At 62.1% G+C, this 21,980-nt stretch carries 17 protein-coding genes; 13 read left to right on the plus strand and 4 right to left on the minus strand.

The genetic code is table 11. The features are described 5' to 3' along the window. Positions 1-61 precede the first annotated feature (61 nt). From J7E41_RS06035 to tssA, 4 genes are all read right to left on the minus strand, one after another. Complete coding sequence (locus tag J7E41_RS06035) at positions 62-550, minus strand: Hcp family type VI secretion system effector (protein ID WP_169357019.1); 489 nt, start codon at positions 548-550, stop codon at positions 62-64. 163 nt (positions 551-713) lie between these two features. Next, positions 714-2,207 (minus strand): type VI secretion system contractile sheath large subunit, encoded by a 1,494-nt coding sequence (gene tssC / locus J7E41_RS06040; protein WP_155582418.1) that lies wholly within the window; start codon positions 2,205-2,207, stop codon positions 714-716. A gap of 15 nt (positions 2,208-2,222) precedes the next feature. Beyond that, complete coding sequence (tssB, locus tag J7E41_RS06045) at positions 2,223-2,732, minus strand: type VI secretion system contractile sheath small subunit (RefSeq protein ID WP_169357017.1); 510 nt, start codon at positions 2,730-2,732, stop codon at positions 2,223-2,225. Between the two features lie 54 nt (positions 2,733-2,786). Then, positions 2,787-3,806, minus strand: coding sequence for a type VI secretion system protein TssA (gene tssA / locus J7E41_RS06050; RefSeq protein WP_214990872.1), 1,020 nt, complete (start codon positions 3,804-3,806; stop codon positions 2,787-2,789). A 403-nt stretch (positions 3,807-4,209) separates the two neighbouring features. Between tssA and tagH the strand changes: the two genes are divergently transcribed. From tagH to J7E41_RS06115, 13 genes are all read left to right on the plus strand, one after another. Continuing rightward, positions 4,210-5,598, plus strand: coding sequence for a type VI secretion system-associated FHA domain protein TagH (tagH, locus tag J7E41_RS06055; RefSeq protein ID WP_214990874.1), 1,389 nt, complete (start codon positions 4,210-4,212; stop codon positions 5,596-5,598). Positions 5,599-5,661: 63 nt separating this feature from the next. Then, on the plus strand, positions 5,662-6,168 hold the full coding sequence (tssJ, locus tag J7E41_RS06060; RefSeq protein WP_214990876.1) for a type VI secretion system lipoprotein TssJ: 507 nt from the start codon (positions 5,662-5,664) through the stop codon (positions 6,166-6,168). A gap of 15 nt (positions 6,169-6,183) precedes the next feature. Beyond that, positions 6,184-7,518 carry a type VI secretion system baseplate subunit TssK gene (tssK, locus tag J7E41_RS06065; protein ID WP_214990877.1) on the plus strand — a complete coding sequence of 445 codons (1,335 nt, stop codon included), beginning with the start codon at positions 6,184-6,186 and terminating at the stop codon, positions 7,516-7,518. Positions 7,519-7,524: 6 nt separating this feature from the next. Next, positions 7,525-8,823, plus strand: coding sequence for a DotU family type VI secretion system protein (locus J7E41_RS06070; RefSeq protein WP_214990879.1), 1,299 nt, complete (start codon positions 7,525-7,527; stop codon positions 8,821-8,823). Beyond that, positions 8,820-12,323, plus strand: coding sequence for a type VI secretion system membrane subunit TssM (gene tssM / locus J7E41_RS06075; protein WP_214990881.1), 3,504 nt, complete (start codon positions 8,820-8,822; stop codon positions 12,321-12,323). Before J7E41_RS06070 ends, tssM begins: the two co-directional genes overlap by 4 nt. Continuing rightward, positions 12,320-12,973 (plus strand): type VI secretion system-associated protein TagF, encoded by a 654-nt coding sequence (gene tagF / locus J7E41_RS06080; RefSeq protein WP_214990883.1) that lies wholly within the window; start codon positions 12,320-12,322, stop codon positions 12,971-12,973. Before tssM ends, tagF begins: the two co-directional genes overlap by 4 nt. Beyond that, a complete protein-coding gene (locus tag J7E41_RS06085) occupies positions 12,974-13,705 on the plus strand; it encodes a PP2C family protein-serine/threonine phosphatase (RefSeq protein WP_214990885.1) in 732 nt (243 codons plus the stop codon). It begins immediately after the preceding gene. Next, positions 13,702-16,731, plus strand: coding sequence for a serine/threonine-protein kinase (locus J7E41_RS06090; RefSeq protein WP_214990887.1), 3,030 nt, complete (start codon positions 13,702-13,704; stop codon positions 16,729-16,731). The genes J7E41_RS06085 and J7E41_RS06090 overlap by 4 nt, the downstream gene beginning before the upstream one ends. Further along, positions 16,731-17,435, plus strand: coding sequence for an ABC transporter ATP-binding protein (locus J7E41_RS06095; RefSeq protein ID WP_214990889.1), 705 nt, complete (start codon positions 16,731-16,733; stop codon positions 17,433-17,435). The genes J7E41_RS06090 and J7E41_RS06095 overlap by 1 nt, the downstream gene beginning before the upstream one ends. Then, a complete protein-coding gene (locus J7E41_RS06100; protein WP_214990891.1) occupies positions 17,435-18,634 on the plus strand; it encodes an ABC transporter permease in 1,200 nt (399 codons plus the stop codon). Before J7E41_RS06095 ends, J7E41_RS06100 begins: the two co-directional genes overlap by 1 nt. Next, entirely contained in the window at positions 18,627-20,339 is a 1,713-nt protein-coding gene (locus J7E41_RS06105) for a formylglycine-generating enzyme family protein (protein WP_214990894.1), read from the plus strand. The genes J7E41_RS06100 and J7E41_RS06105 overlap by 8 nt, the downstream gene beginning before the upstream one ends. An 84-nt stretch (positions 20,340-20,423) precedes the next feature. Then, positions 20,424-21,356 (plus strand): type VI secretion system-associated lipoprotein TagQ, encoded by a 933-nt coding sequence (gene tagQ, locus J7E41_RS06110; protein ID WP_214990896.1) that lies wholly within the window; start codon positions 20,424-20,426, stop codon positions 21,354-21,356. A gap of 126 nt (positions 21,357-21,482) precedes the next feature. Continuing rightward, a complete protein-coding gene (locus J7E41_RS06115; RefSeq protein ID WP_169357003.1) occupies positions 21,483-21,863 on the plus strand; it encodes a helicase in 381 nt (126 codons plus the stop codon). The last annotated feature ends 117 nt before the right edge of the window (positions 21,864-21,980 follow it).

A 21,980-nucleotide genomic window follows, 5' to 3' on the forward strand; every position in this document is an offset into this window, starting at 1 on the left:
GAACGCAGCCTCGTTTCACTCGACAGCTGCTACGGAGTAAAGGGGTATAGGGCAGGGCAGATCAGCGTTTGGTGTTGGAACGGATGTTCCAGCCAAACTTGATCGCGCCGCCGTCCTTGGTACCGTCAGCTTTCTGCGGCTGGTAATCCACCATCACCTGGGCGAAGTTCAGCGTGACGTTTTCAGTCAGGCGATCATCGCTACCCGAACCGCCGGTGCTCAGGGAAGTGACCAACACTTCTTCCAGGTTGATGATCATGTACTCGACCTGGCTTTCACCGCCGGCCTTACGCACGGTCAGGGTCACCTTGTCGATGTGCTTGCCGCTGGCACAGTGCATCATCAGGTTAGGCGAGGCCTTGTCGACGTACTTGGTCAGCGACAGGTCCTGGATATTCACCTTGCCCGCGCCACCGCCACCGCCCACATGCATGTTGCCGGATTGGGACATGCCCCAGCTCCAGTTCAGAACGTCGATTTCGTCCTTGTGGGCCTTGTCCTGGGACTCGCCCTTGATGTCACCGATCTTGATGAAAATATCAACAGCCATGTTTGCTCCCTGTGTGGTCTCTACCACGGTATTTGTCTGACACCATTCCCGTAGCCGCTGTCGAGGTACGAGGCTGCGATGGGCTGCGAAGCGGCCCTTGAGGGCGGTCCTGCGGACCGCATCGCAGCCTCGTACCTCGACAGCGGCTACAGCATCGTTTTTGTTACGCGCCTTTGGCCGAAGGCAGTTTCGATACCAGCCGCAGCGACACAGTCAGCCCTTCGAGCTGATAGTGCGGACGCAGGTAGAACTTGGAGTTGTAATACCCCGGGTTGCCTTCGACGTCTTCCACGATCACTTCGGCGGCAGCCAACGGGTGCTGAGCCTTGGTGGTTTCGGTGGAGTGCGCCGGGTCACCGTCGACGTAGTTGAGGATCCAGTCCTGCAACCAACGCTGCATTTCGTCCTTCTCTTTGAAGGAACCGATCTTGTCGCGCACGATGCACTTCAAGTAGTGAGCGAAACGGCAGGTGGCGAACAGGTACGGCAGGCGCGCGGCCAGGTTGGCGTTGGCGGTGGCGTCCGGATCGTCGTATTCGGCCGGTTTCTGCAACGACTGGGCGCCGATGAACGCGGCGAAGTCGGTATTTTTCTTGTGCAGCAATGGCATGAAACCGTTCTTCGCCAGTTCTGCTTCACGGCGGTCGCTGATGGCGATTTCGGTCGGGCACTTCATGTCCACACCACCGTCATCGGTAGGGAACGTGTGGGCTGGCAGGTTTTCCACTTCACCGCCGGACTCCACACCGCGGATGCGCGAGCACCAGCCGTAGTGTTTGAACGAACGGTTGATGTTCACCGCCATCGCGTATGCGGCGTTGGCCCAGGTGTACTTGGAGCTGTCGGCACCGTCGGTGTTTTCTTCGAAGGCGAAGGCTTCCACCGGGTCGGTTTTGGCGCCGTAGGGCAGACGTGCCAGGAAGCGCGGCATGGTCAGGCCGATGTAGCGCGAATCTTCCGATTCACGCAGCGAGCGCCAGCCGGCGTATTCCGGGGTGGTGAAGATCTTGGTCAGGTCGCGCGGGTTCGACAGTTCCTGCCACGAGCCCATGCCCATTACGGTCGGCGAAGCGGCAGCAATGAACGGCGAGTGCATGGCGGCGCAGACTTTCGACAGTTCACCCAACAGCTCTACGTCGGGAGGCGACTGGTCGAAGTAGTAGTCGCCCACCAGGCAACCGTAAGGTTCGCCACCGAACTGGCCGTATTCTTCTTCGTACATCTTCTTGAAGATCGGGCTCTGGTCCCACGCGGTGCCCTTGAATTTCTTCAGGGTCTTGTGCAGTTCGGGCTTGGAGATGTTGAGCACGCGAATCTTCAGCTGCTCATCGCTCTCGGTGTTGTTGACCAGGTAGTGCAGGCCACGCCAGGCGCTTTCCAGCTGCTGGAAGTCCGGGTGGTGAATGACCTGATTGACCTGGGCGGTGAGCTTGGCGTCGATGGCGGCGATGATCGATTCGATCGACTTGATGGCGTCGTTGGACACCAGGTCAGTCTGCGCCAGGGCCTGCTCGGCCAGGGTGCGCACGGCGGTTTCTACCGCTTCGCGGGCACGCTCGGTCTTGGGTTTGAATTCTTGCAGCAGCAGCGAAGCGAACTCGCTGGTTTCTTCGGTGGCGCCCAGGTTCTGTGCGCCTTCGCGGGCTGTATCGGTCATGATCATTCGTCCTGATTAAGCCTTGGGCTCGGCGGGCTTCGGTGCACTGGCAAGTGCCTGGAGCAATGCCGGGTCCTTGATCGCCTTCATGATGATTTCTTCGGCGCCGGTCTTGCCGTCCATGTAGGTCAGCAGGTTGGCCAGTTGGGTGCGAGCTTCGAGCAGCTTGTTCAGCGAGTCGACCTTGCGGGCCACGGCGGCCGGGCTGAAGTCGTCCATGCTTTCAAAGGTGATGTCCAGGCTCAGGTTACCTTCGCCGGTCAGCTCGTTGGGCACGTGGAACGCGACGCGGGGCTGCATGGCCTTGAGGCGGGAGTCGAAGTTGTCGACGTCCACTTCAAGGAACTTGCGGTCGGCGACGGCTGCCAGCGGCTCGGCCGGCTTGCCGGCGAGATCGGCCATGACACCCATGACGAAGGGCAGCTGGACCTTTTTCTCGGCGCCGTAGAGCTCGACGTCGTACTCGATCTGCACCCGAGGCGCACGGTTGCGCGCGATGAACTTCTGAGAACTTTGCTTCGCCACGTTGCTGCTCCTGGTCGCTTGAGCGACGGTGTTGTTACTGCGCGGTACAGACGTTTATTCGCCGTCCGGTCCACGCAGGTTTTCAAATTGGGACATGCCATCAGGTATCAGGTTGCGCACGATGGCCGCGAAGTCGGCGTGCACCAGATTCTTGGCTCGGTTCAACAGTACCGGCAGCGGGCTGGAAGGCTCGTGGCGGGTGTAGTACGCGAGAATGCGGTCCAGGCTGCGCAGGACTTCATCGCGGTTGGCGATGTCGCCGTTGTTGCGCGGTGCGGCGGGGGTAGCGGCGTATTCGACCGGGGCGGCGCTGTCGTCACTGACGGCTTCGGGATCGCTGCTGCCTTCGCCGTGCGGCGCGTATTGCGCCAGGACCTGCAAGGCTTGTTTGAGGGGGGACTTCAACGGGCCGAGGTCCACGCCCTGAGCGGAACCGACCTGATCGCTGACGTGCTGTTCGATGGCTTCGCAGGCGGCGCGGGCTTCGTTCAACGCGGTACGGGTGGCGTTCAACTGCTCGGCATCGCTGTCGAGAAAGGCGCCGGCCAACTGTTCGGCACCGAGGCTTTCACCCGGGAAGCTTTGCAAACCGCTGGCATTGAGGGCGGCGCGCAGGCTGACGGGGCCGAAAGCCCGTGAGCGGGTCAGCATACTTTCGCGCAGCAGACGGATGGTGTCATCGGACGTCAAACCCGCGAGGGCGTTGATGCGCACGGTGGGATCGTTGTCGTCATCGGCATCCAGGCGTGGATGCAGTTCGGCCCAGTACTGACGCAGCAGTTCGTTGATCAGCGTGAGGACGGTGGCCAATCCCGTAACACCTTGCAGGGCCAGGGAGCTTTGCAGGAGGAAATGGGTGATGCGCAGGTCTTTGCTGCGTTGGAGCAGGTCCAGGCTTTGCTGCTGGATGCTGCGCCATTGTGGCGGTTCAGCGGGCAGGATCGAGTCGCCCATACTGCGCTCAGGCTGGCCTTGAGCGTCACGCTCAAGTTGCAAATAAGCCGCGTCATATTCCAGGTCTTCGCCACATGGCGAAGTCGCGGAAACGGCGGCGAGCAGCAAAGGCACATCCACTGAGTTCGATCTCCCTATCAGCCTGCTTGCGTGCGGGCAGTTCATGCCTTAGTTGCGAAAGTAATACTTGCGCGTCATCGGCATGCTTTCTTGGTCTATAAACACTTTGATTCTAAAGTGCCATCATTGGTATTCAAGAAGTTATGCATTTTTGGTGTAGTACTTATGCCTTGTCAAGGTAAGCTATTCACCCTGTGTGACAGATGTGCAGTGCTTAACAACCCCCACGACCGTAAGGCCTGCGCAGGCACTGACACCGGGTTTTTGTCACAAGAGCCGAGTAAGATCAGTGATCATGCTGATAAAACAGGCTTTGGATGGTTGTTAGCACCATCTGTCGGGGAGCTCGAGGGGTTACCTTCCCTTGCGTCAACCGTGCGCGAAGTATCAGCAAGGAGGCATGATGTCGCTGTGTTTGACTATCACTAGTTATCACAAGATTACCCCTGGCCAATGCCCTGAAAAGTCCATGGATCAGGGCGTGATGGCAATTGGCCGCAGTCCTGAGAATGACTGGGTATTGCCCGACCCTGAGCGTCTGGTTTCCGCGCAACACTGCGTTATTCAATACAAAGACGGCCGTTACTACTTAACCGACAACAGCACCAATGGTGTTGAGTTGGTCAAGTCCGGTATTCGTTTGCGCCGGGGTAGCAGTGAGCTGTTGGAAGATGGCGAACTGATCCGTATCGGTGATTACGAAATTCAGGCGCGCATCGACTTCAATCTGCAAGTCACTGAAAGCCAGCCTTTTGCTGGCGATTCGTCGAACAGCTTCGAGGCTCTGATGGGGCGTCAGGGTGCCGTCGTGAACACGCCGATATCAGCCCCGACGCCAACCCCGGTGATCGCGCCGCAGTTCCAGGGTGCGTCGTCGATGGACACCCTCCCGGACCTGTTCGACTTCCTGACGCCCACCACCGTCCCGCCTGCCACTCAGCCCGACCATGTACCGGCGCAGCAGCATGACTTCCGCCCGCCAACGCCGCTGCCGGTGGCTGAACCGCCTGCGCCGCCTGTCGCCTCGGGTTCGACGATTCCCGACGACTGGGATCTGTTTGGTGACGCGCCAGCGCCTGTGGTCAGTGCGCCCGCGCCGGTATCGATTCCGACGCCTGAGCCGCCACCGCTACCAACACCGCCAACACCGGTCGTCGAACCGCCCGTCGTCGAGCGCCTGCAACCAGTGGCCGGCAGCAACCAGCCTGACCTGCTGCAAGCCTTCTTGCGTGGCGCAGGGATTGATCAATTGCGCTTGGACAAGGCCCAGGCCGAAGCGCAGATGGAAAGCATCGGTCGCAGCTACCGGCTGATGGTCGAGGGCCTGATCGACGTGTTGCGCGCCCGAAGCAGCCTCAAGGGCGAGTTCCGCATGCAACAGACGATGATTCAACCGGTGGAAAACAATCCGTTGAAATTCGCGCCCAATGCCGACGAAGCGTTACTGCTGTTGCTGCGTCACGGTAACCAGGCGTTTATGGCGCCGGACCTGGCGGTGCGCGACAGTTTCAATGACCTGCGCGCTCACCAACTGGCGGTAATGGCCGGCGTCGAGGCGGCCATCAAGCATCTGCTCACGCGCTTTGAACCCACCCAACTGGAAGAGCGCATGGGCAAGCCCGGCGGTCTCTCGAGTATTTTCAACGGTTCGCGCCAGGCCCAGTATTGGCAGCAGTTCACCGAGCTCTACAGCAATATTTCCCGTGAGGCCCAGGAGGATTTCCAGGACTTGTTCGGGCGTGAATTCAGCCGTGCCTACGAAGAGCACAGCGCACGACAGCGTCGCCCTTGAGTGGCGTTATCGAATAACAAAAAATGAAACAACGGACAGCTAAATAGTCATTGAGGACACAGGATGATTCCCAGGTTTTTACTCGTAGCCGCCACCGCGCTGCTGCTGACGGCGTGTGCCAAGGATGCCGTCAAACCCGAAGCAGTCGAGGCTGAAGCGGACACCGCTGCCATTGAGCTGCACTTCCATGCCATTGCCGGCCTCAACCCCGGTGCCAACGGCCAGCCGGCACCGGTGCGGGTGCGGATTTTCGAGCTGAAAAACGCCGCGACGTTCAGCCGCTCCGACTATTTCGCCCTGGCCGACCGCGCCCAGTCGACCCTCGGCCTGGACCTGCTCGACCAGGACGAAGTCATGATCCAGCCCGACCAGCAACTGAGCATCAAACGGGACCTGGACCCGGACACCCGTCAGGTCGGCCTGCTGGTGGGCTATCGCGAGCTGGACCGCGCGCAGTGGCGCACGGTGCTCACTGTCCCGGCGCGCCAGTACACCGAATATCAGATCAGCCTTGATGTTCGTGCCGTGCGCGCCGACGTCGTGGTTCCCCCATCCAGCCCTGCCCAATAAGCAATCGGAGCCCCCATGTCCTGGAACAATCGAGTGGTCTGGTCGGAAGGCATGTTCATCGGAACGCAGCACTTCCAGCAGCATGACCGTTACCTGGAAAACCTGATTGACGCCCGCAGCCGCCCGTTGTCGGCGGGTGCCTGGGGCTTCTCCGAATTGCTGATCGACCAGGGCCTGTTGGCCCAAGGCAAGCTGGCTATCGTTTCGGCCCGCGGCCTGTTGCCGGATGGCACACCGTTCAATATCCCCCAGGATGACGTGGCGCCGAGCCCGTTGAACATCGACGACAACCTGCGCGACGGCCTGATCTACCTGGCCTTGCCCCTCAAACGCGCGGGCGCCCGCGACACCGTTGATGAAGGCGAAACCCCGGGTGCTGCTCGCTACGTCAGCCAGGTACGGGAAGTGCGGGACGACAACGCCCCATTCGAAAACCGTGCGCCGGTGGCCGTCGGCTCCCGTGCCTTGCGCTTGCTGACCGCGCAAGAGGGCATCAGTGACTACGCCGCCATCGGCCTGGTGCGGGTCAAGGAAAAGCGCGCCGACCGTGCCCTGGTACTCGACGACAGCTACATCCCGCCGGTCTTGGACGTGGTCGCCAGCAAACCGCTGACGGCGTTTCGCAGCGAACTGCTGGGCCTGCTGCACCAGCGTGGCGAAGCTCTCGCCGGCCGCGTGGTGGCGTCGGGCGCCGGTGGTGCTTCGGAGATTGCCGATTTCATGCTGCTGCAACTGGTCAACCGCGCCCAGCCGCTGATCCAGCACCTGAGCCAGTTGAGCCCACTGCACCCGGAGCGTTTCTTCAGCGAACTGGTAAGCCTGGCCGGTGAGTTCTCAACGTTCTCCACCTCCGGCCGCCGTCCTCAGGAATACCCGCAATACCAGCACGACGACCTGGCCCTGAGCTTCATCCCGGTGATGCAGGCCCTGCGTGAAGCGCTGTCGATGTTGATCGACAGTAAGGCCACGCCGATCCCGATTGTCGAGAAAGCCTATGGCGTACACGTGGCAATGCTGGCCGACAAGACCCTGATCGATACCGCCAGCTTCATCCTGGTGGTACGCGCCGACGTCCCCGGCGAAACCCTGCGTGGGCGTTTCGCCCAGCAGAGCAAAGTCGGTTCGGTGGAGCACATCCGCGACCTGGTCAACCTGCAGTTGCCAGGCATTGGCCTGCTGCCGCTTCCGGTGGCGCCACGGCAGATTCCGTACCACGCAGGCTCCACCTATTACGAACTGGACCGGGGCAGCGAGCACTGGCAGCAGTTGAGCAATTCCGGTGGTTTTGCCTTCCATATTGCCGGTCAGTTCCCGGGGTTGAACCTGGCGTTCTGGGCCATCCGAGGATAATCCGCGATGCATCCCAATGATGATGACCGCACCCAGTTTATGCCGCGTCCGGGTGGCCGTGCGCCAGAGTCGAATCGCTCAGAGCCGGCGGCTGCCATGCCGCTGTCGATGCCGGCCGCGCCTGCCCTGACGGGTAAAGCAGAAGGCCTCAATCCGTTGGAGAGCGCCGCCGGCCCGCTGCTGGCCTTGCTGACGCGACTGCGCAACACCATTTCCCATCCGGCGCCGTCGAGCCTGCGGGCGCAATTGCTGGCCTACCTGCGCCAGTTCGAAGAGCGCGCCGAAGCTGCAGGCGTGGCCCGCAATGAAGTACTGCTGGCCCGTTACGCGCTGTGTACCGCCCTCGATGAAGCGGTGCTGAGCACGCCATGGGGCAGTGCCAGTGACTGGGGCAAGCAAAGCCTGCTGATCACCGTGCACAACGAAGCCTGGGGCGGGGAGAAAGTTTTCCAGTTGCTGGACCACTGCCTGCAAAGTCCACGGGAGCGCCTGTACCTGTTGGAGCTGCTGTACCTGTGCATGTGCCTGGGTTTCGAAGGGCGCTACCGGGTGATGAATGACGGTCGCAGCCAGTTGGAAGCACTGCGCGAGCGCACCGCTGCGACGATCCGCAGCGTGCGTGGCGAACATGAGCGCGAGTTGTCGCCCCATTGGCGTGGCGTCACCGTGGCGCGAGACCGTCTGGCGCAATTCATGCCGCCATGGATCGCCGTGGCCATCGGCGTGGCGCTGTTGTTGGCGCTGCTGTTCGGCTTGCGGATGAAGCTGGCGTCGGATGCCGAGCCAGTGTTCAAGAACATTCATGCCCTGGGTGAGATTCCGGTGCAGGCCATCGACCGGCCAGTGGTACAGCCGAAAATTGTCGAGCGACCACGCCTGGCGGGCTTCCTCGTTGAAGACATCAGGGCCGGTCGCGTGGCGGTGGAAGATGCAGTCGACCGTTCGGTGGTGACCATCCGTGGCGATGAGCTGTTCGCCTCGGCCAGCTCCAGCATCGTCGACGATTTCCAGCCGCTGATGCTGCGTATCGCTGACGCTATCCGCAAGGTCAAAGGCCAGGTGCGGGTCACCGGCCACAGCGATAACCGTCCGATTGCCACCCTGCGTTTCCCGTCCAACTGGGCCCTGTCGGAAGCTCGGGCCAAGTCGGTGTTGCAGATTCTGGCCGCCAAGACCGGCCAGCCGGATCGCTTCAGTGCCGAGGGCCGCAGCGATACCGAGCCGGTGGCGACCAACGCCACAGCCGAAGGCCGTGCCCGCAATCGTCGGGTTGAAATCACCGTATTGGCGGAGGGCGTCGAGTGAAGGCGTTTTTCAGTTTTGTAATTCGCTGGGTGATCCCGTTGCTGGGCCTGATCGCCCTGAGCCTGATCATCTGGTTTGTCGGGCCGTTGCTCGAGTTTCTGGTGCCGGAAGGGCGGCGTTGGGCGCTGATCATTCTGGTGTTCGCGGTATGGATCGCCTACCGGGTGTTCCGCATTATCCAGGCGCGCCGTCAGGCCGCCGAAGTGATGCGCAGCCTAGCCGCGCAAGCCCCGCCGGATCCGGCCAGCGTCGCCACCGCCGAAGAGTTGGCGACCCTGAGCCAGCGCATGGACGAAGCACTGGTCCTGTTGAAAAAGGCCAAGCTGGGCGGTGACGAACGCCGCAATCTGTATGAGCTGCCGTGGTACGTGATCATCGGCCCACCGGGTTCGGGCAAGACCACCGCGTTGGTCAACTCGGGCCTGCATTTCCCGTTGGCCGCGCAGTTGGGCGCCGGTGCCGTGCGTGGCGTTGGAGGTACCCGCAACTGCGATTGGTGGTTCACCGATCAGGCCGTGTTGCTCGATACCGCTGGCCGCTACACCACCCAGGACAGCAATTCCACGGTGGATAAAGCTGCCTGGCTGGGCTTTCTCGACCTGCTGAAAAAGCAGCGTTCGCGGCGCCCGATTGACGGCGCGTTCATCGCCATCAGCCTCTCTGACTTGCTGCTGGGCAGCGACGCCGAGCGCGCCGCCCATGCGGCGGCAATCCGTCTGCGCATTCAGGAGCTGTACACCCAGTTGGGCGTGCGTTTCCCGATCTACCTGATGCTGACCAAGCTCGACCTGGTGCCGGGCTTCATGGAGTTCTTCGACAACCTGAGCAAGGAAGAGCGCGCTCAGGTCTGGGGCATGACGTTTGCCCTGGACGACGGCAAAAACAGCGACAGCCCCCTGGCCCATCTGCACAGCGAATTCGCCGGCCTGGAGCAGCGTTTGAACGAGCGCTTGGTGGAACGCCTGCAACAGGAACGAGACCCGGCGCGCCGCGATCTGATCTACGGTTTCCCGCAGCAGTTCGGCGCCTTGAAAGACTGCCTGCAAAGCTTCCTCGAAGGTGTGTTCAAGCCCAATGCCTTTGAAGAGCGCGTATTGCTGCGCGGCGTGTATTTCACCAGCGGCACCCAGGAAGGCAGCCCGATTGATCGCTTGATCGGGGCCATGGCCCAGAGCATGAACCTGGACCGCCAGCACCTGGCGCGCCAGAGCGGCACCGGGCGCAGTTACTTCATCGAGAAGCTGTTCAACGCCGTGGCGTTTGCCGAACGTGGCCTGGTGGGGGTCAACCCCAAGGTCGAGCGTCGACGCAAGTGGATTGCGCGCGGTGTCCTGGCCGCCACCGTGGCCGTGGTGTTGGTGGTGGGCACGTTGTGGTGGGTGAGTTATCGCGCCAACCAGGCGTACATCGCCCAGGTGGATCAGAAGGTTGCGCCTCTGGGGCAGACCGTGCAGAACCTGAGTCCGGCGCAACGGGAAGTCCTCGCCGTGTTGCCGCTGCTCAATGCCGTGAAAAACCTCGCCGGTGATTCACCGAGCTGGTCCGAAGGCCTGGGTCTGTATCAGGGCGACATGCTCGAAGCAGAGTCCGGTAGCGTCTACCGCAAGCTGTTGATCGCGGTGTTCGCGCCACGGTTGGTCACGCGCATCGAAGAGCAACTGCACGGCGGTGGTAATTCCGACTTCCTCTACGAGGGTTTGAAGGCTTACCTGATGCTCGCCGATAACGAGCATTACGACCCGGACTTCATCAAGGCCTGGATTGCCCTGGACTGGGACCGCAACCTGCCGCGCGACCTGCCGGCCGATCAGCGCCTGGCACTGACCGGGCATTTGCAGTCGCTGTTCGAACGCCATCCGCCAAGCGCACGCCTGGACCCGCGCCTGATTGACGACTTGCGTCGGCAACTGCAACAACTGCCCGTAGCTCAGCGTGTGTACGACCGGGTCAAGCGTCAGAAGCTGCCGGACGGTATCCCGGACTTTCGCATCAACGAAGCCGCTGGCCGCGATGCTGCGCTGGTGTTCAGCCGCAAGAGTGGCAAGCCGCTGGGCGAGCCATTGAGCGGTTTCTTCACCGCCAAAGGCTATCGCCAAGCCTTCCTGCTCAGCAGCCTGAACCAGACCGGTACCCTGGCCGAAGAGCAATGGGTGCTGGGCCAGGAGCAGGCCGATCAGCAGAACGTCGTCAGCCTGGCTGCCGATGTGCGCCGCCTGTACTTCCAGGACTATCAGCGCCAGTGGGATGCCTTGCTGGCGGATATCGACTTTGTGCCGATCACCAGCGTGGCCCAGGCGGCCGACGTGCTGCGGGTGATTTCCGGTCCCACCTCGCCGCTGAAAAAACTGTTGGTGGCGGTGGCCAAGGAAACCGACCTGCAACAGGAAGAACGCTTGCTGGCCGCCAAGGGCGCGCCGGTGGAAGGTGGCGTCGACAAGCTCAAGACGCGTCTGGGCAACCTGCTGGGTCAGGATGAGTCGCCCGCGACCAACGCACCGGCTGCCAGCGATGATCCGGTGACCGCGCACTTTGCCGAGCTCAATAGCATCGTTGCCAAGAACGAAGGTGAGCCGGCGGCCATCGACGGGCTGCTGGCTGACATGAATGCGCTGTATGTGCAGGTCAGCGCGATGGTTGGTGCCAGTGGTGATGCCTTGCTCGGTGAAGCCAAGAACCAGGCGTCTGCTGCTGCCACCCGCGTCAGCCTGAATGCCGAACGCCAGCCGCCGCTGGTGCAGGGCATGGTCAAGTCGGTGGTCAACTCCACCACCAACAGCATGATGGGCGGGGTGCGCAATCAACTGAACGCAGCCTGGGTCAGTGAAGTGGTCAACGTCTATCGCCAGTCTCTGGCCGGACGTTACCCGATGTCGCCCGGCAGCGCCCGAGACGCAACGCTGGATGACTTCGGGCAGTTCTTCGGCGTGGGCGGGGTGATGGATAACTACTTCCGTAAATACCTGCAGCCTTATGTCGACACCTCGGCACAAACCTGGCGCTGGCAGCCGGGCGCCGCGCAGAAACTGGGGATCTCGCCAGGGATACTGCAAACCTTTCAGCGTGCGGCGACCATTCGTGATGCATTTTTCCGCTCCGGCGGCACCCAGCCGATGGTGCGTTTCGAGCTCAAGCCGGTGGCGATGGACGCGACCATCACCCAGTTCCTGCTGGACCTGGACGGCCAGCAACTGAGCTACGACCACGGCCCGGCGCGACCGGTCGCGATGCAGTGGCCCAACACCGGCAGTATTGGTGTGGTGCGGCTTTCCATCATGCCGCCGTCGGCCAGCGGCCGCTCCGGCATTACTCTGGACGGGCCGTGGGCCTGGTTCCGTCTGCTGGAGCAATCGGACCTGACCGCCGGTAACTCGCCGGACCGTTTCAACCTGCGGCTGCGGGTCGATGGCGCGAGCATCTCCTACGAGTTGCGGGCCAACAGTGCCTTTAACCCGTTCAGGAGCCGCGTGCTCAGCGGTTTCAGCCTGCCGGAGCGGCTATGACGACGGTGGGTTTCTACGGCAAGTTGGCCAGTCGCGGGGACTTTGTCAGCCGCGCCTTGCCACAAAGCTTTATCGGCCCGTGGGACAGTTGGCTGGCCTCGGGTTTGCTCGCCAGCCAGACCAGCCTCGGTGCCGAATGGTTGAACGTGTACCTGGTCAGCCCGTTGTGGCGCTTTGTGCTGGCGCCGGGCGTGTGCGGGCCGGACGCGGCCGTTGGCGTGGTGATGCCGAGTATCGACCGGGTAGGGCGCTATTTTCCGCTGACGGTCGCCGCGCTGTTGGATCACGACACCGACCCTGCGTCGGTCATCGGCGGCCCGGATACCTGGTTTGAACAGGTAGAAGAGTTGCTGTTGAGCACCCTGGATGTCGAGGCGAGCTTCGAAGGTTTCAGTGACGGGCTCGAAGCCCTCGGCGCTCCGGCGTGCCAGCCGCGCACCTTGGGCAGTCGCTTCGCCGGTTTGCAACGTTTTACCGCCACCGACCCGCAAGCGCGCATGACCGTGTTGGCGGAACAGGCCTGCGAAGGCGCAAGCCTGTGGTGGGGCCGTGGTTCGGAACGGATTTCTCCTGGTTTATTGCGGTGTCAGGGCCTGCCTGCCGCCGGCGATTTTGCGCAATTTTTGCTCGGACAAGAAGGTGTTGTGTAGATGCGGTCCACCCAAGGCGTCACCTTTAAATCCGCGAGCAAGAGCCACGTCGGCATGGTCCGCCAGGTCAACGAAGACGCTTGCCTGGACCTGCCGGAAAACGGCTTGTGGGTAGTCGCTGACGGCATGGGCGGGCACGCGGCGGGCGATTACGTCAGCAGCCTGATTGTCGACAGCCTGCGGGGCATTGCGGCGGGCCGCTCACTGGATGAATACACGGCGACGCTGCGCACGGACCTGATCCGGGTCAATGGCGCGGTGCGCGAAGAAACCGCCAATCGTGGTGTGACCATGATGGGCAGCACCGTGGTGCTTCTCGCCACCCGGGGCTTGCGTGGCGTGTGCCTGTGGGCGGGCGACAGTCGCCTGTATCGCTTGCGCGATGGTGTGTTGGAAAGCATCTCCCGCGACCACAGCTACGTGCAAGACCTGCAAGACAGCGGCCTGCTCAGCGAAGCCGACGCACGCGTGCATCCACGCGCCAATATCGTCACCCGCGCGGTTGGCGTGGAGGCGCAGTTGGAGTTGTCGTCGGTCGACCTGCTGATCGCTCCCGGCGACAGTTACTTGCTGTGCAGCGATGGTCTGAACAAGACCGTCGAGGACCATGAGATTCGCGAAGTGCTGAGCCATGACGAGCCGGACGAGATCGTGCGCAGCCTGGTGCACCTGGGGCTTAACCGTGGGGCGCCGGACAACATCACGGCGATCGTCGTGAAGGTGTCGTCATGAACATCGTCATTCCCGGCTTCGACATCGAGGGCGAGATCGGCGAAGGCGCCATGGCCAGCGTTTACCTGGCCACCCAGCGTTCCCTGGAACGCAAGGTGGCGCTGAAAATCATGGCGGCCGCGCTGGCCGCTGACCCGAGTTTTTGCGAACGCTTCCTGCGCGAGGGCAAGACCCTGGCGCGGCTGTCTCATCCACACACCGTGACCATTCATGACATCGGCAACGTCGGTGAGCTGTATTACATGGCCATGGAGTACCTGCCCAACGGTACCCTCAAGGAGCGCATCGCCTCTGGCCTGACGCCGGAACCGGGGTTGGTCTATATCCGCCAGATCGCCTCAGCACTGGGCTATGCCCACGCCCAGGGCCTGGTACACCGTGACGTCAAACCGGCCAACATCCTTTTTCGCGCCGATGGCACCGCTGTGCTGTCGGACTTCGGTATTGCCAAGTCCCTGGACGATCGCACCCAGTTCACTCAGGCCGGTTTTGCCGTTGGTACCCCAAGCTACATGAGCCCGGAACAGGCGCGGGGCCAGGACATTGATGGCCGTGCCGACCTGTACGCGTTGGGCGTGGTGCTTTACGAAATTCTGGTGGGCAAGCTGCCCTATACCGGGACGGACGCACTTTCCACCGCTTTGGCGCACCTCACCGAGCCGCTGCCGGAACTGCCGGTGCACCATGGCCGCTATCAGGGCGTGTTGCGCAAGCTGTTGGCCAAGGACCCGGCGGAGCGTTTTCCGGATGCGGCAGCCCTGCTGCTGGCGTTGGATCAATTGCCCAAGGACGCGGTAGAAGCCACGCTGATTCGGCCGGCGGTCATGCCCATTCCGGTGAGCAGCGACCTGGCGGGCCTGACTCCGGTGTCCATCGAGATTCCTACCGATAGGCCTCAAGCCCCACCTCAGCCGGTGCGTAAACCGGTGGTCACCGCGACGCAGCATTCTGCAGTCTCCACGCAAAACCGTGGGCCCGTGCTGGCCCTGGCCGCCGTTGCGGTGGCGGTGGCGCTTGCCATCGGTGGTGCGAGTTACTGGTGGTTGAGCGGCGATGCGCCAGACACGCCACCAGCAGTTTCGGTACCCAAGACGCCTGCGGTCAATACACCTGCGGTCAAGACGCCGCCTGCCGTGGCTCAGCCGGTAGTGGCCGATGCGGATGGCGGTCAGCGTCCGTTGCTGATGGCCGGCAAGAAGACCCTGTTCCAGCGGGTGCTCAGCAAGCCTGGCGCAAAATTGTCCGATGACGCGGGCGGTGCGGCGGGCAAGGCGTTGCCGGCGTTTTCCGTGCTCTACGTTTACCAGCGCAAGGACGTCAACGGCAGCCCATGGCTACGTATCGGCGCCGCCACCGACGGGCGCAGTGACGGCTGGTTGCCGGCCTCGCAAGTCAGTGACTGGAAGCAGAGCCTGGTGCTCAAGTTCACCGAGCGGTCGGGCCGGGCGCCGGTAATGTTCCTGCGCCAATCCAGCGAAGTGGAAAAGCTCCTGGCTAACCCTGCGGCCGCGAAAAACCTGCTGCTCAAGGCGCAGAAAAACAGCGAGGACAATCAGCAGGTGTTGGCCCTGGAACCTGCTGCCAGCGCCGTTCCGCAAAACCAGTTCTACCTGCTGCCGATCTTCGACTCCAAGGAGAGCCTCGACGAGAACGGCCAGCCGGTGCAGTTGCTCAACGTCGCCTCCATCGACCCTGGCAGCACGCCGCAAACCGTGGCCAGGGCCGCGACACCGGTGCTGAGTACCAACGCTGATTCCTTCCGGACCGCCGTGGTGTTGGTGGTGGACACGACCGTATCGATGCAACCCTACATCGACCAGATTCGCGACGTGGTGCACGAGTTGCAAACCCGCATTGCCGAGCGTGGCGAGCTGGATAGCGTGAGCTTCGGCATGGTCGGCTTTCGCAATAGCACCCAGAAAACCCCGGGCCTGGAATATGTGGCCAAGACCCTGATCACCCTCGACCAGGGCCGCGACCCGCAACGTTTCCTCGACATGGCGCGGCAGGTCAAGGCGTCGACCGTGTCCAGCCACTCGTTCAACGAGGATGCGTTTGCCGGGGTGATGCAAGCGGTAGAGGGCATGGACTGGTCAGGTTATGGCGGGCGTCTGATCCTGCTGGTGACCGACGCCGGTGCGCTGCGCAAGAACGACCCGTTCGCCACCACCCAAATGAACGAAGCTGAGGTGCGTCAGGTGGCCTTGGGCAAACAGATCAAGATCTATGCGCTGCACCTGCGCACCGATGCCGGCAAGAAAACCCATAGCGGTGCAGAAACTCAATACCGCACCCTGACCGCCGACGCCAACCCGCAGATTGGCGATCTCTACACGGCGGTGCCCGGTGGCGATGTACACAAGCTGGGTGAGCGCGTCGACGAAATCGGCACCGTGTTCGCCAACCTTGTGCATCAGGTGCGGAGCAACACGCCACAATCGGTGCCGCTGCTGAGTGCCGCGCCTAGCCTGGCGGACAAGTCGGCAGCGGTCGGCTACGCCATGCACATGGACTTCCTCGGCCGCAAAACCGCGAGTCAGGCGCCGCAACTGGTCAGCGCCTGGACCGCCGACCGCGACCTGACCAACCCGGCGCTGCCAGCGTTCCAGGTGTGCGTGATGCTGACCAAGTTGCAGCTCAACGACTTGCAGCAGTCGCTGAAACTGATCGTCGATGCGGCGCGTAAAACCCAGACCTCACCGAAGAACTTCTTCCAGGAAATCGCCAGCGCCAGCGCTTACATGAGCCGCGACCCGTCTGCCTTGCGCAAGGGTGGCAACCTGGCCGACGGCGGCATTCTCGGCGAATACCTGGAAGGCCTGCCGTACCGCAGCAAGTCGCTGAACATGACCCAGGACTTGTGGTTGTCGTTGAGCGTGGCTGAGCAGGAAGACTTTATCGACGAGCTGGATTCGAAAATCCGCCTCTACGAAACCTTCCACAACGATGTGTCCAACTGGGTTCGTTTCGGTGATGCCGAACCGGGCGATGCGTTGTACCGCGTGCCTTTGTCGACGCTGCCGTAATGCTGAACCTGAGCGGGGTGCACAAAAGCCGGGGTGTCGGTAGCCAGCGCTATAGCCTGGTGATTCCGGCGCTGCGCCTGAACGCCGGTGAGCAACTGGCGATTGTCGGCCCCAGTGGCTGCGGCAAAAGCACCTTGCTCGATTTGCTGGCGCTGGTATTGGCGCCGGATCAGGTGGGCCAGTTTGCCTTCAATAACGTCGACATCGCCGGGCTTTGGCGTGCCGGCCAGCAAAGTGCCCTGGCGGATTTGCGCAGCCGGCACTTGGGCTATGTGCTGCAAACCGGTGGTTTGCTGGGCTTTCTGGATGTGCGCAGCAACATTGCGCTGTCCCGCAAACTGCTGGGCTTGAAGGATGACGGCAGCGTGACGCGTTTGGCCGAGCAGTTGGAGATCACTGATCAATTGGCCAAGAAGCCAGCGGCCTTGTCCGTCGGTCAGCGCCAGCGCGTGAGTTGCGCGCGTGCCTTGGCCCATGGTCCGCAGTTGTTGTTGGCTGATGAACCCACCGCCGCCCTCGATCCATTGAACGCCGAGCGGGTGATGCAGGCGCTACTGGCTCAGGCCCGGGGAAACGCCACGTGTTGCGTGATCGCCACCCATGATGAACCGTTGGCCCGGGCCAGTGGCTTGCCGGTGCGGCGCATCAGTTGTCGGCGTGACACCGACGGTGGCGTCACCGCCACGCTAGGGGAGGCCTACTGATGCGCGGCGCGCTGGTGGCTTCCCTGGCCTGGCAGGATTACCGCAACGATGCCTGGCTGTCGACGTGTTCGGTGCTGGCGTTGGTGGCGGTGATCGCACCGTTGCTGGTGTTATTTGGGCTGAAGTTTGGACTGGTCAGCAGTTTGACCGAACGCTTGGAGCATGATCCGGCCACTCGTGAAATCATTCCCCTGGGCGGTGGTCGATTCAGTGGCGCATTTGTCGAGCAGCTCAGTCAGCGTGGCGATGTGGCGTTTGCCTTGCCGCGTACGCGGCAGATTGCGGCGACCGCGGATCTGTCTGTCGACGGCTCGGCGCTGGTGACGGTGGAAATGTTGCCGACCGCCGCCAAGGATCCGCTGCTGGCCGGTTTGCCGATACCCCACGGCCTGGACCAGGTGGTGCTCAGCCGCACCGCTGCCGAGAAGCTCGGGGCCAAGGCCGGTGACTGGTTGCAAGCCAGTTTTGGCCGCCAGGTGGCAGGCCGCGTCGAGGCGCAACGCACCCGGGTTCAGGTGTTGAATGTGTTGCCGCTGGAAGCGTTCGCCCGGGACGGCTTGTTTGCGCCCCTGGGGTTGCTGGAAGCGGCGGAAGATTACCGGGATGGCCGCGCAGTACCGGCGTTGGGCTGGGAAGGGGATGCGGTAGGCGTGACTGAGCAACGGGTGTACCCGGCGTTCCGTCTGTACGCCAGAAGCCTCATGGACGTCGAACCGTTGCGGGTACTTTTTGCCGGGCAAAACCTACTGGTCTCGACCCAGGCCCAGACCATCGCCCAGGTGCAGTCCCTGAGCCGCAACCTGTCGATCGTGTTCTGGATCATTGCCGGGCTGGCGCTGGCCGGGGCGTTTGCGGCGATCTTCGCCGGCGCGTTGGCGTCGGTAGCGCGTAAGCGTCGGGAATTGTCAGTGCTGCGACTGTTGGGGTTTTCCACTGCCGGGCTGTTGCTGTTTGTGGTGTTGCAGGCGCTTTACAGTGCGAGTTTCGCGGCCGTGATCAGTGCCGGGCTGTACGGTTTGGCCGAGACGGGCTTGAATCAATTATTCGTGCAGGTGCCGGGCGAGTACGCCAGTCACCTGCTGGCGCAGCATTACGGTGTGGCGCTGGTGGCTATCCTTGGCATCAGCGCCGTGGCAGCGATGTGTGGCGGTTGGCGAGTGGCGCGTATCCAGGCGTCGGAAGGAATCAGAGATGTATAAGTTACTGGGCGCCGCCGTGGCGCTGAGCCTGGCTTCGATGGCCTGGGCCGATGAAGCGAGCGATAAGCTGGATAACCCCAAGCCGTTGGCGGATGACGTCAGCTTGCCGCTGCCCTGCGAAGGCAACATGGTGTTCCGCTACGTCTACGTGCTGGCCCAGGGCACCCTGGATGACCGCGAAATCAGCCTCGGCTACCCGTTCAGCGAGGGCGAGGCAGGCTATCAACAGTCGTTCATCTCTGGTTATCGCCGCGACTTCATCAACGGCCAGTTCACCCTCAAGGACCTGCCCACGGACTGGAACAAGGTCATTGCGCCGCTGATGCCCAAGACCGACGCCAAGACCCCGCTCAAGCCGATGCTGTATTTCATCGGCAAGTACGAAGTCACCGCTCGCCAATACGCCCAGGTCATGTCCCAGGCTCAGTCCCTGGCCAGCGGTGAGCCGGCCCCGACCTGCGATGCGCCCACCGGCCTGGCCGGACGTTTGCCCAAGGTCAAGCTGTCGCGGTTTGAGGCCGAGCGCTTCTCGGCGGTGTACAGCGCCTGGCTAATGAAATATCACCGTGAGCTGTTGCCGGTCAGTGGTCGTGGTTCGTCGGCGGAAGACGGCGGGTTGGGCTTTGTCCGGTTGCCCACCGAAGTGGAATGGGAGTTTGCCGCGCGGGGCGGCCAGGCCGTGAGCCGTCAGGATTTGGAAGGTCGACTCTTCCCACGCCGTATCGAGGGCAGCGAAAGCGACGGCCCGCTGGCGGATTGGGCAGTGTTCAACCAGGTCGCCGGTGGCACTGGCCAGGCAGCGCGGCTGATGCCCATCGGCACCAAGCTGGCGAACCCGATCGGTATGTTCGATGTGATCGGTAACGCCGCCGAGATGGTTCAGGAGTCGTTCCAACTGGTCCACGCTGGACGCCGCCAGGGGACCTATGGCGGTTTTGTGGTCAAGGGCGGCAATTACCTGGAAGGTGAGGGCACGCTGTTCACCGGCATGCGTCGCGAGTATCCGTTGTTTGCGGCGGATGGCACCGAACAAAGCAACGAGACCACCGGTTTTCGCGTCTCGATTGGCGCGCTGTCGGCGCCCCGTTCGCGCTACAAGGAGCTGTTCGCCCAGTGGCAGAAAGAAGGTCGGCTAGCTTCGCTGACCGACGCCATCGACGATGCCCAGGACCCGACCAAGCGTCTGGACAGCATCATCGCCGCCAGCGTCGATCCGCGCCTGCAAGCCGAGTTGGGGCTGGTCAACGAGGAGCTCAAGCGCAACGTCTCGCTGATCGCGCAGCAGCGCGAGGAAGCCGCCGGCAACCTGATTCAATCCGCCGCCCTGGTGGCCGAGACCATCAACAACTACAACATCCGCCTGACCAATCTGCAGAAAAGCCGTCAGCAGGCCGTGGACGCCAAGGACGAGGCCAGCGCGAAGCTGTTCACCATGGCCATCGACAATGGACGCAGTGCGCTGGACGGCGCGGTGACGATCTATATTGATAACCTGGCGACGGGTACGCGCTACACCGATGCAGTGATTCAGGCGCAGTTTCAAAGGATCAAGGAAGAGTTGGATCGCAAGCCAGTGCTGGGTAAGAGCTTGGTGACGCGCGCAACACTATTCGTTCGTCATGTCGGCAACTATCGCAAACAACAGCGAGCCGACCCGGCGACGATATTGAAGGAATTGCTCGCAGCGAGCGGTCAGCGGTCTTGACCGTTGGTTGTACAGCGAGCTTGGAAGGGACTCAGGCGGCGGTGGGCCGTGCTGGGCTGGTCAAACTTAAAAGAGTACACAACTATGCTTTTCTCCCGTAAAGCTTCTGCTTCGGTTTCCAAGCGTCATCTGCTGCTGATCGCCGCCGGCTTCAGTACGGTATTGACCGGTTGCGCCACGTCCCCTGCCTCCAAGGTGGCCTCGACCACCAAGGTCGAGTACTACCCTAACTGCTACGAGCCGGTGCAGCACTTGCGTGCCACTGATTCGGACATGACCAAGTCGGTCGTGACCGGTGCAGCCATTGGCGCTGCGGGTGGCGCATTGCTGGGTGCCTTGACCGGCAACTCCGACAATCGCGGCCGTAACGCCGCCATCGGTGCTGCGGGCGGCGCCCTGGCCGGTGGTGCCGCGGGTTACTACACCGAGCGCCAGAAGCAGATCACCGATGACAACCAGCGTATTGCTTCCTACGCCACTGACGTCAACAAAAGCGCTTCGGACATCGACCGCAGCACCGCGTACGCCAAGGCATCTCAGCAGTGCTACCAGAGCGCGTTCACCAAGCTGGTGGCTGACCGCAAGGCCAAGACCGTCAACGACACCGAAGGCCGCAAGCGCCTGGCGGAAATCGTCTCCGGCCTGAAAGAGTCCAATGATTTGATCGTTGCGGTCAACGGCAAGGCCAGTGAAGACCTGAACAACTACACCCAGGCTTACGAGAAAGACCTGCAACAGGTCGGCGTGCAGCGTGCCGATGTGGTGACCGTGGCGACTGCCGACACCAAGCCGGCAGTCACTCCAGCCAAAGGCAAGAAAGCGGTCAAGCCGGCGAAGAAGCCTGTGTTGCCAACCGTGCCTAGCGAAGCGGTGACTACCGAGAAAACTATCCAGACCGCCAAGACCAAGCAGGCTGAAAGCAAGCAGGTGGCCAGCGCCGGTACCACGCAGGTCAACAGCATGTGCAAAAACCCTGACCTGGGTGATTGGGCACCGGTTCCTTGCCCTAACGTCTAAGGGTAAGTTGTTGCTATAAGCGGTAAACGCCAGCCGATCTTCTGCTAATGCGCAAGATCGGTGGCGTTCTGTTTGCAAATCGTTAAACTGCTGCGGCCACTCAATAATTACACCGAGGCCGTGTGCATGAAATTTCGTCTTCTCCTCTGGGTGCTGGGCCTGATGATGGGCAAAGCCAGCCGCAGCAATCCTGCCTTCCAGCAACAGTTGGGTGACAAGGACCTGGCGTTCCAGCTGCAGACCCTCGACGGCAAGGTTGCCCGTCACTTCATCGTCAAAGACCAGCGCATTACCAGCCGCTCGGGTGTTCACCCGGAGCCTGCGTTCGCCATCGCCTTTAAAGATGCCGCCTACGGCTTCGCCACGATGCAGGCGAAGAACAAGCAACTGGCGTTCATGACGGGGATTCAGGACAAGTCGATCCAGATCAAGGGCAACCCGGCGCTGGTGATCTGGTTCCAGGGGCTGACCAAGTATTTGAAGCCGAAGAAAAAGCCGAAGGCTTGAAAGGCTGACCGATAACTCTGTGGCGAGGGGGCTTGCCCCCGTTGGATTGCGAAGCAACCCCAAAGCCAGTCACTGATTTCTGTCTGAAAGAATGCGATGGCCTTATAGGGCTGCTGC

Source organism: Pseudomonas fluorescens (assembly GCF_018614655.1).
In the GTDB taxonomy this organism is placed as follows: domain Bacteria; phylum Pseudomonadota; class Gammaproteobacteria; order Pseudomonadales; family Pseudomonadaceae; genus Aquipseudomonas; species Aquipseudomonas fluorescens_BX.

What these genes read in the sequence shown, in the direction of transcription:
- J7E41_RS06035 (WP_169357019.1), bottom strand. Translation starts at nt 550, where the DNA reads ATGGCTGTTGATATTTTCATCAAGATCGGTGACATCAAGGGCGAGTCC.
- tssC (WP_155582418.1), bottom strand. Translation starts at nt 2,207, where the DNA reads ATGACCGATACAGCCCGCGAAGGCGCACAGAACCTGGGCGCCACCGAA.
- tagH (WP_214990874.1), top strand. Translation starts at nt 4,210, where the DNA reads ATGTCGCTGTGTTTGACTATCACTAGTTATCACAAGATTACCCCTGGC.
- tssJ (WP_214990876.1), top strand. Translation starts at nt 5,662, where the DNA reads ATGATTCCCAGGTTTTTACTCGTAGCCGCCACCGCGCTGCTGCTGACG.
- tssK (WP_214990877.1), top strand. Translation starts at nt 6,184, where the DNA reads ATGTCCTGGAACAATCGAGTGGTCTGGTCGGAAGGCATGTTCATCGGA.
- J7E41_RS06070 (WP_214990879.1), top strand. Translation starts at nt 7,525, where the DNA reads ATGCATCCCAATGATGATGACCGCACCCAGTTTATGCCGCGTCCGGGT.
- tagF (WP_214990883.1), top strand. Translation starts at nt 12,320, where the DNA reads ATGACGACGGTGGGTTTCTACGGCAAGTTGGCCAGTCGCGGGGACTTT.
- J7E41_RS06085 (WP_214990885.1), top strand. Translation starts at nt 12,974, where the DNA reads ATGCGGTCCACCCAAGGCGTCACCTTTAAATCCGCGAGCAAGAGCCAC.
- J7E41_RS06090 (WP_214990887.1), top strand. Translation starts at nt 13,702, where the DNA reads ATGAACATCGTCATTCCCGGCTTCGACATCGAGGGCGAGATCGGCGAA.
- J7E41_RS06095 (WP_214990889.1), top strand. Translation starts at nt 16,731, where the DNA reads ATGCTGAACCTGAGCGGGGTGCACAAAAGCCGGGGTGTCGGTAGCCAG.
- J7E41_RS06100 (WP_214990891.1), top strand. Translation starts at nt 17,435, where the DNA reads ATGCGCGGCGCGCTGGTGGCTTCCCTGGCCTGGCAGGATTACCGCAAC.
- J7E41_RS06105 (WP_214990894.1), top strand. Translation starts at nt 18,627, where the DNA reads ATGTATAAGTTACTGGGCGCCGCCGTGGCGCTGAGCCTGGCTTCGATG.
- tagQ (WP_214990896.1), top strand. Translation starts at nt 20,424, where the DNA reads ATGCTTTTCTCCCGTAAAGCTTCTGCTTCGGTTTCCAAGCGTCATCTG.
- J7E41_RS06115 (WP_169357003.1), top strand. Translation starts at nt 21,483, where the DNA reads ATGAAATTTCGTCTTCTCCTCTGGGTGCTGGGCCTGATGATGGGCAAA.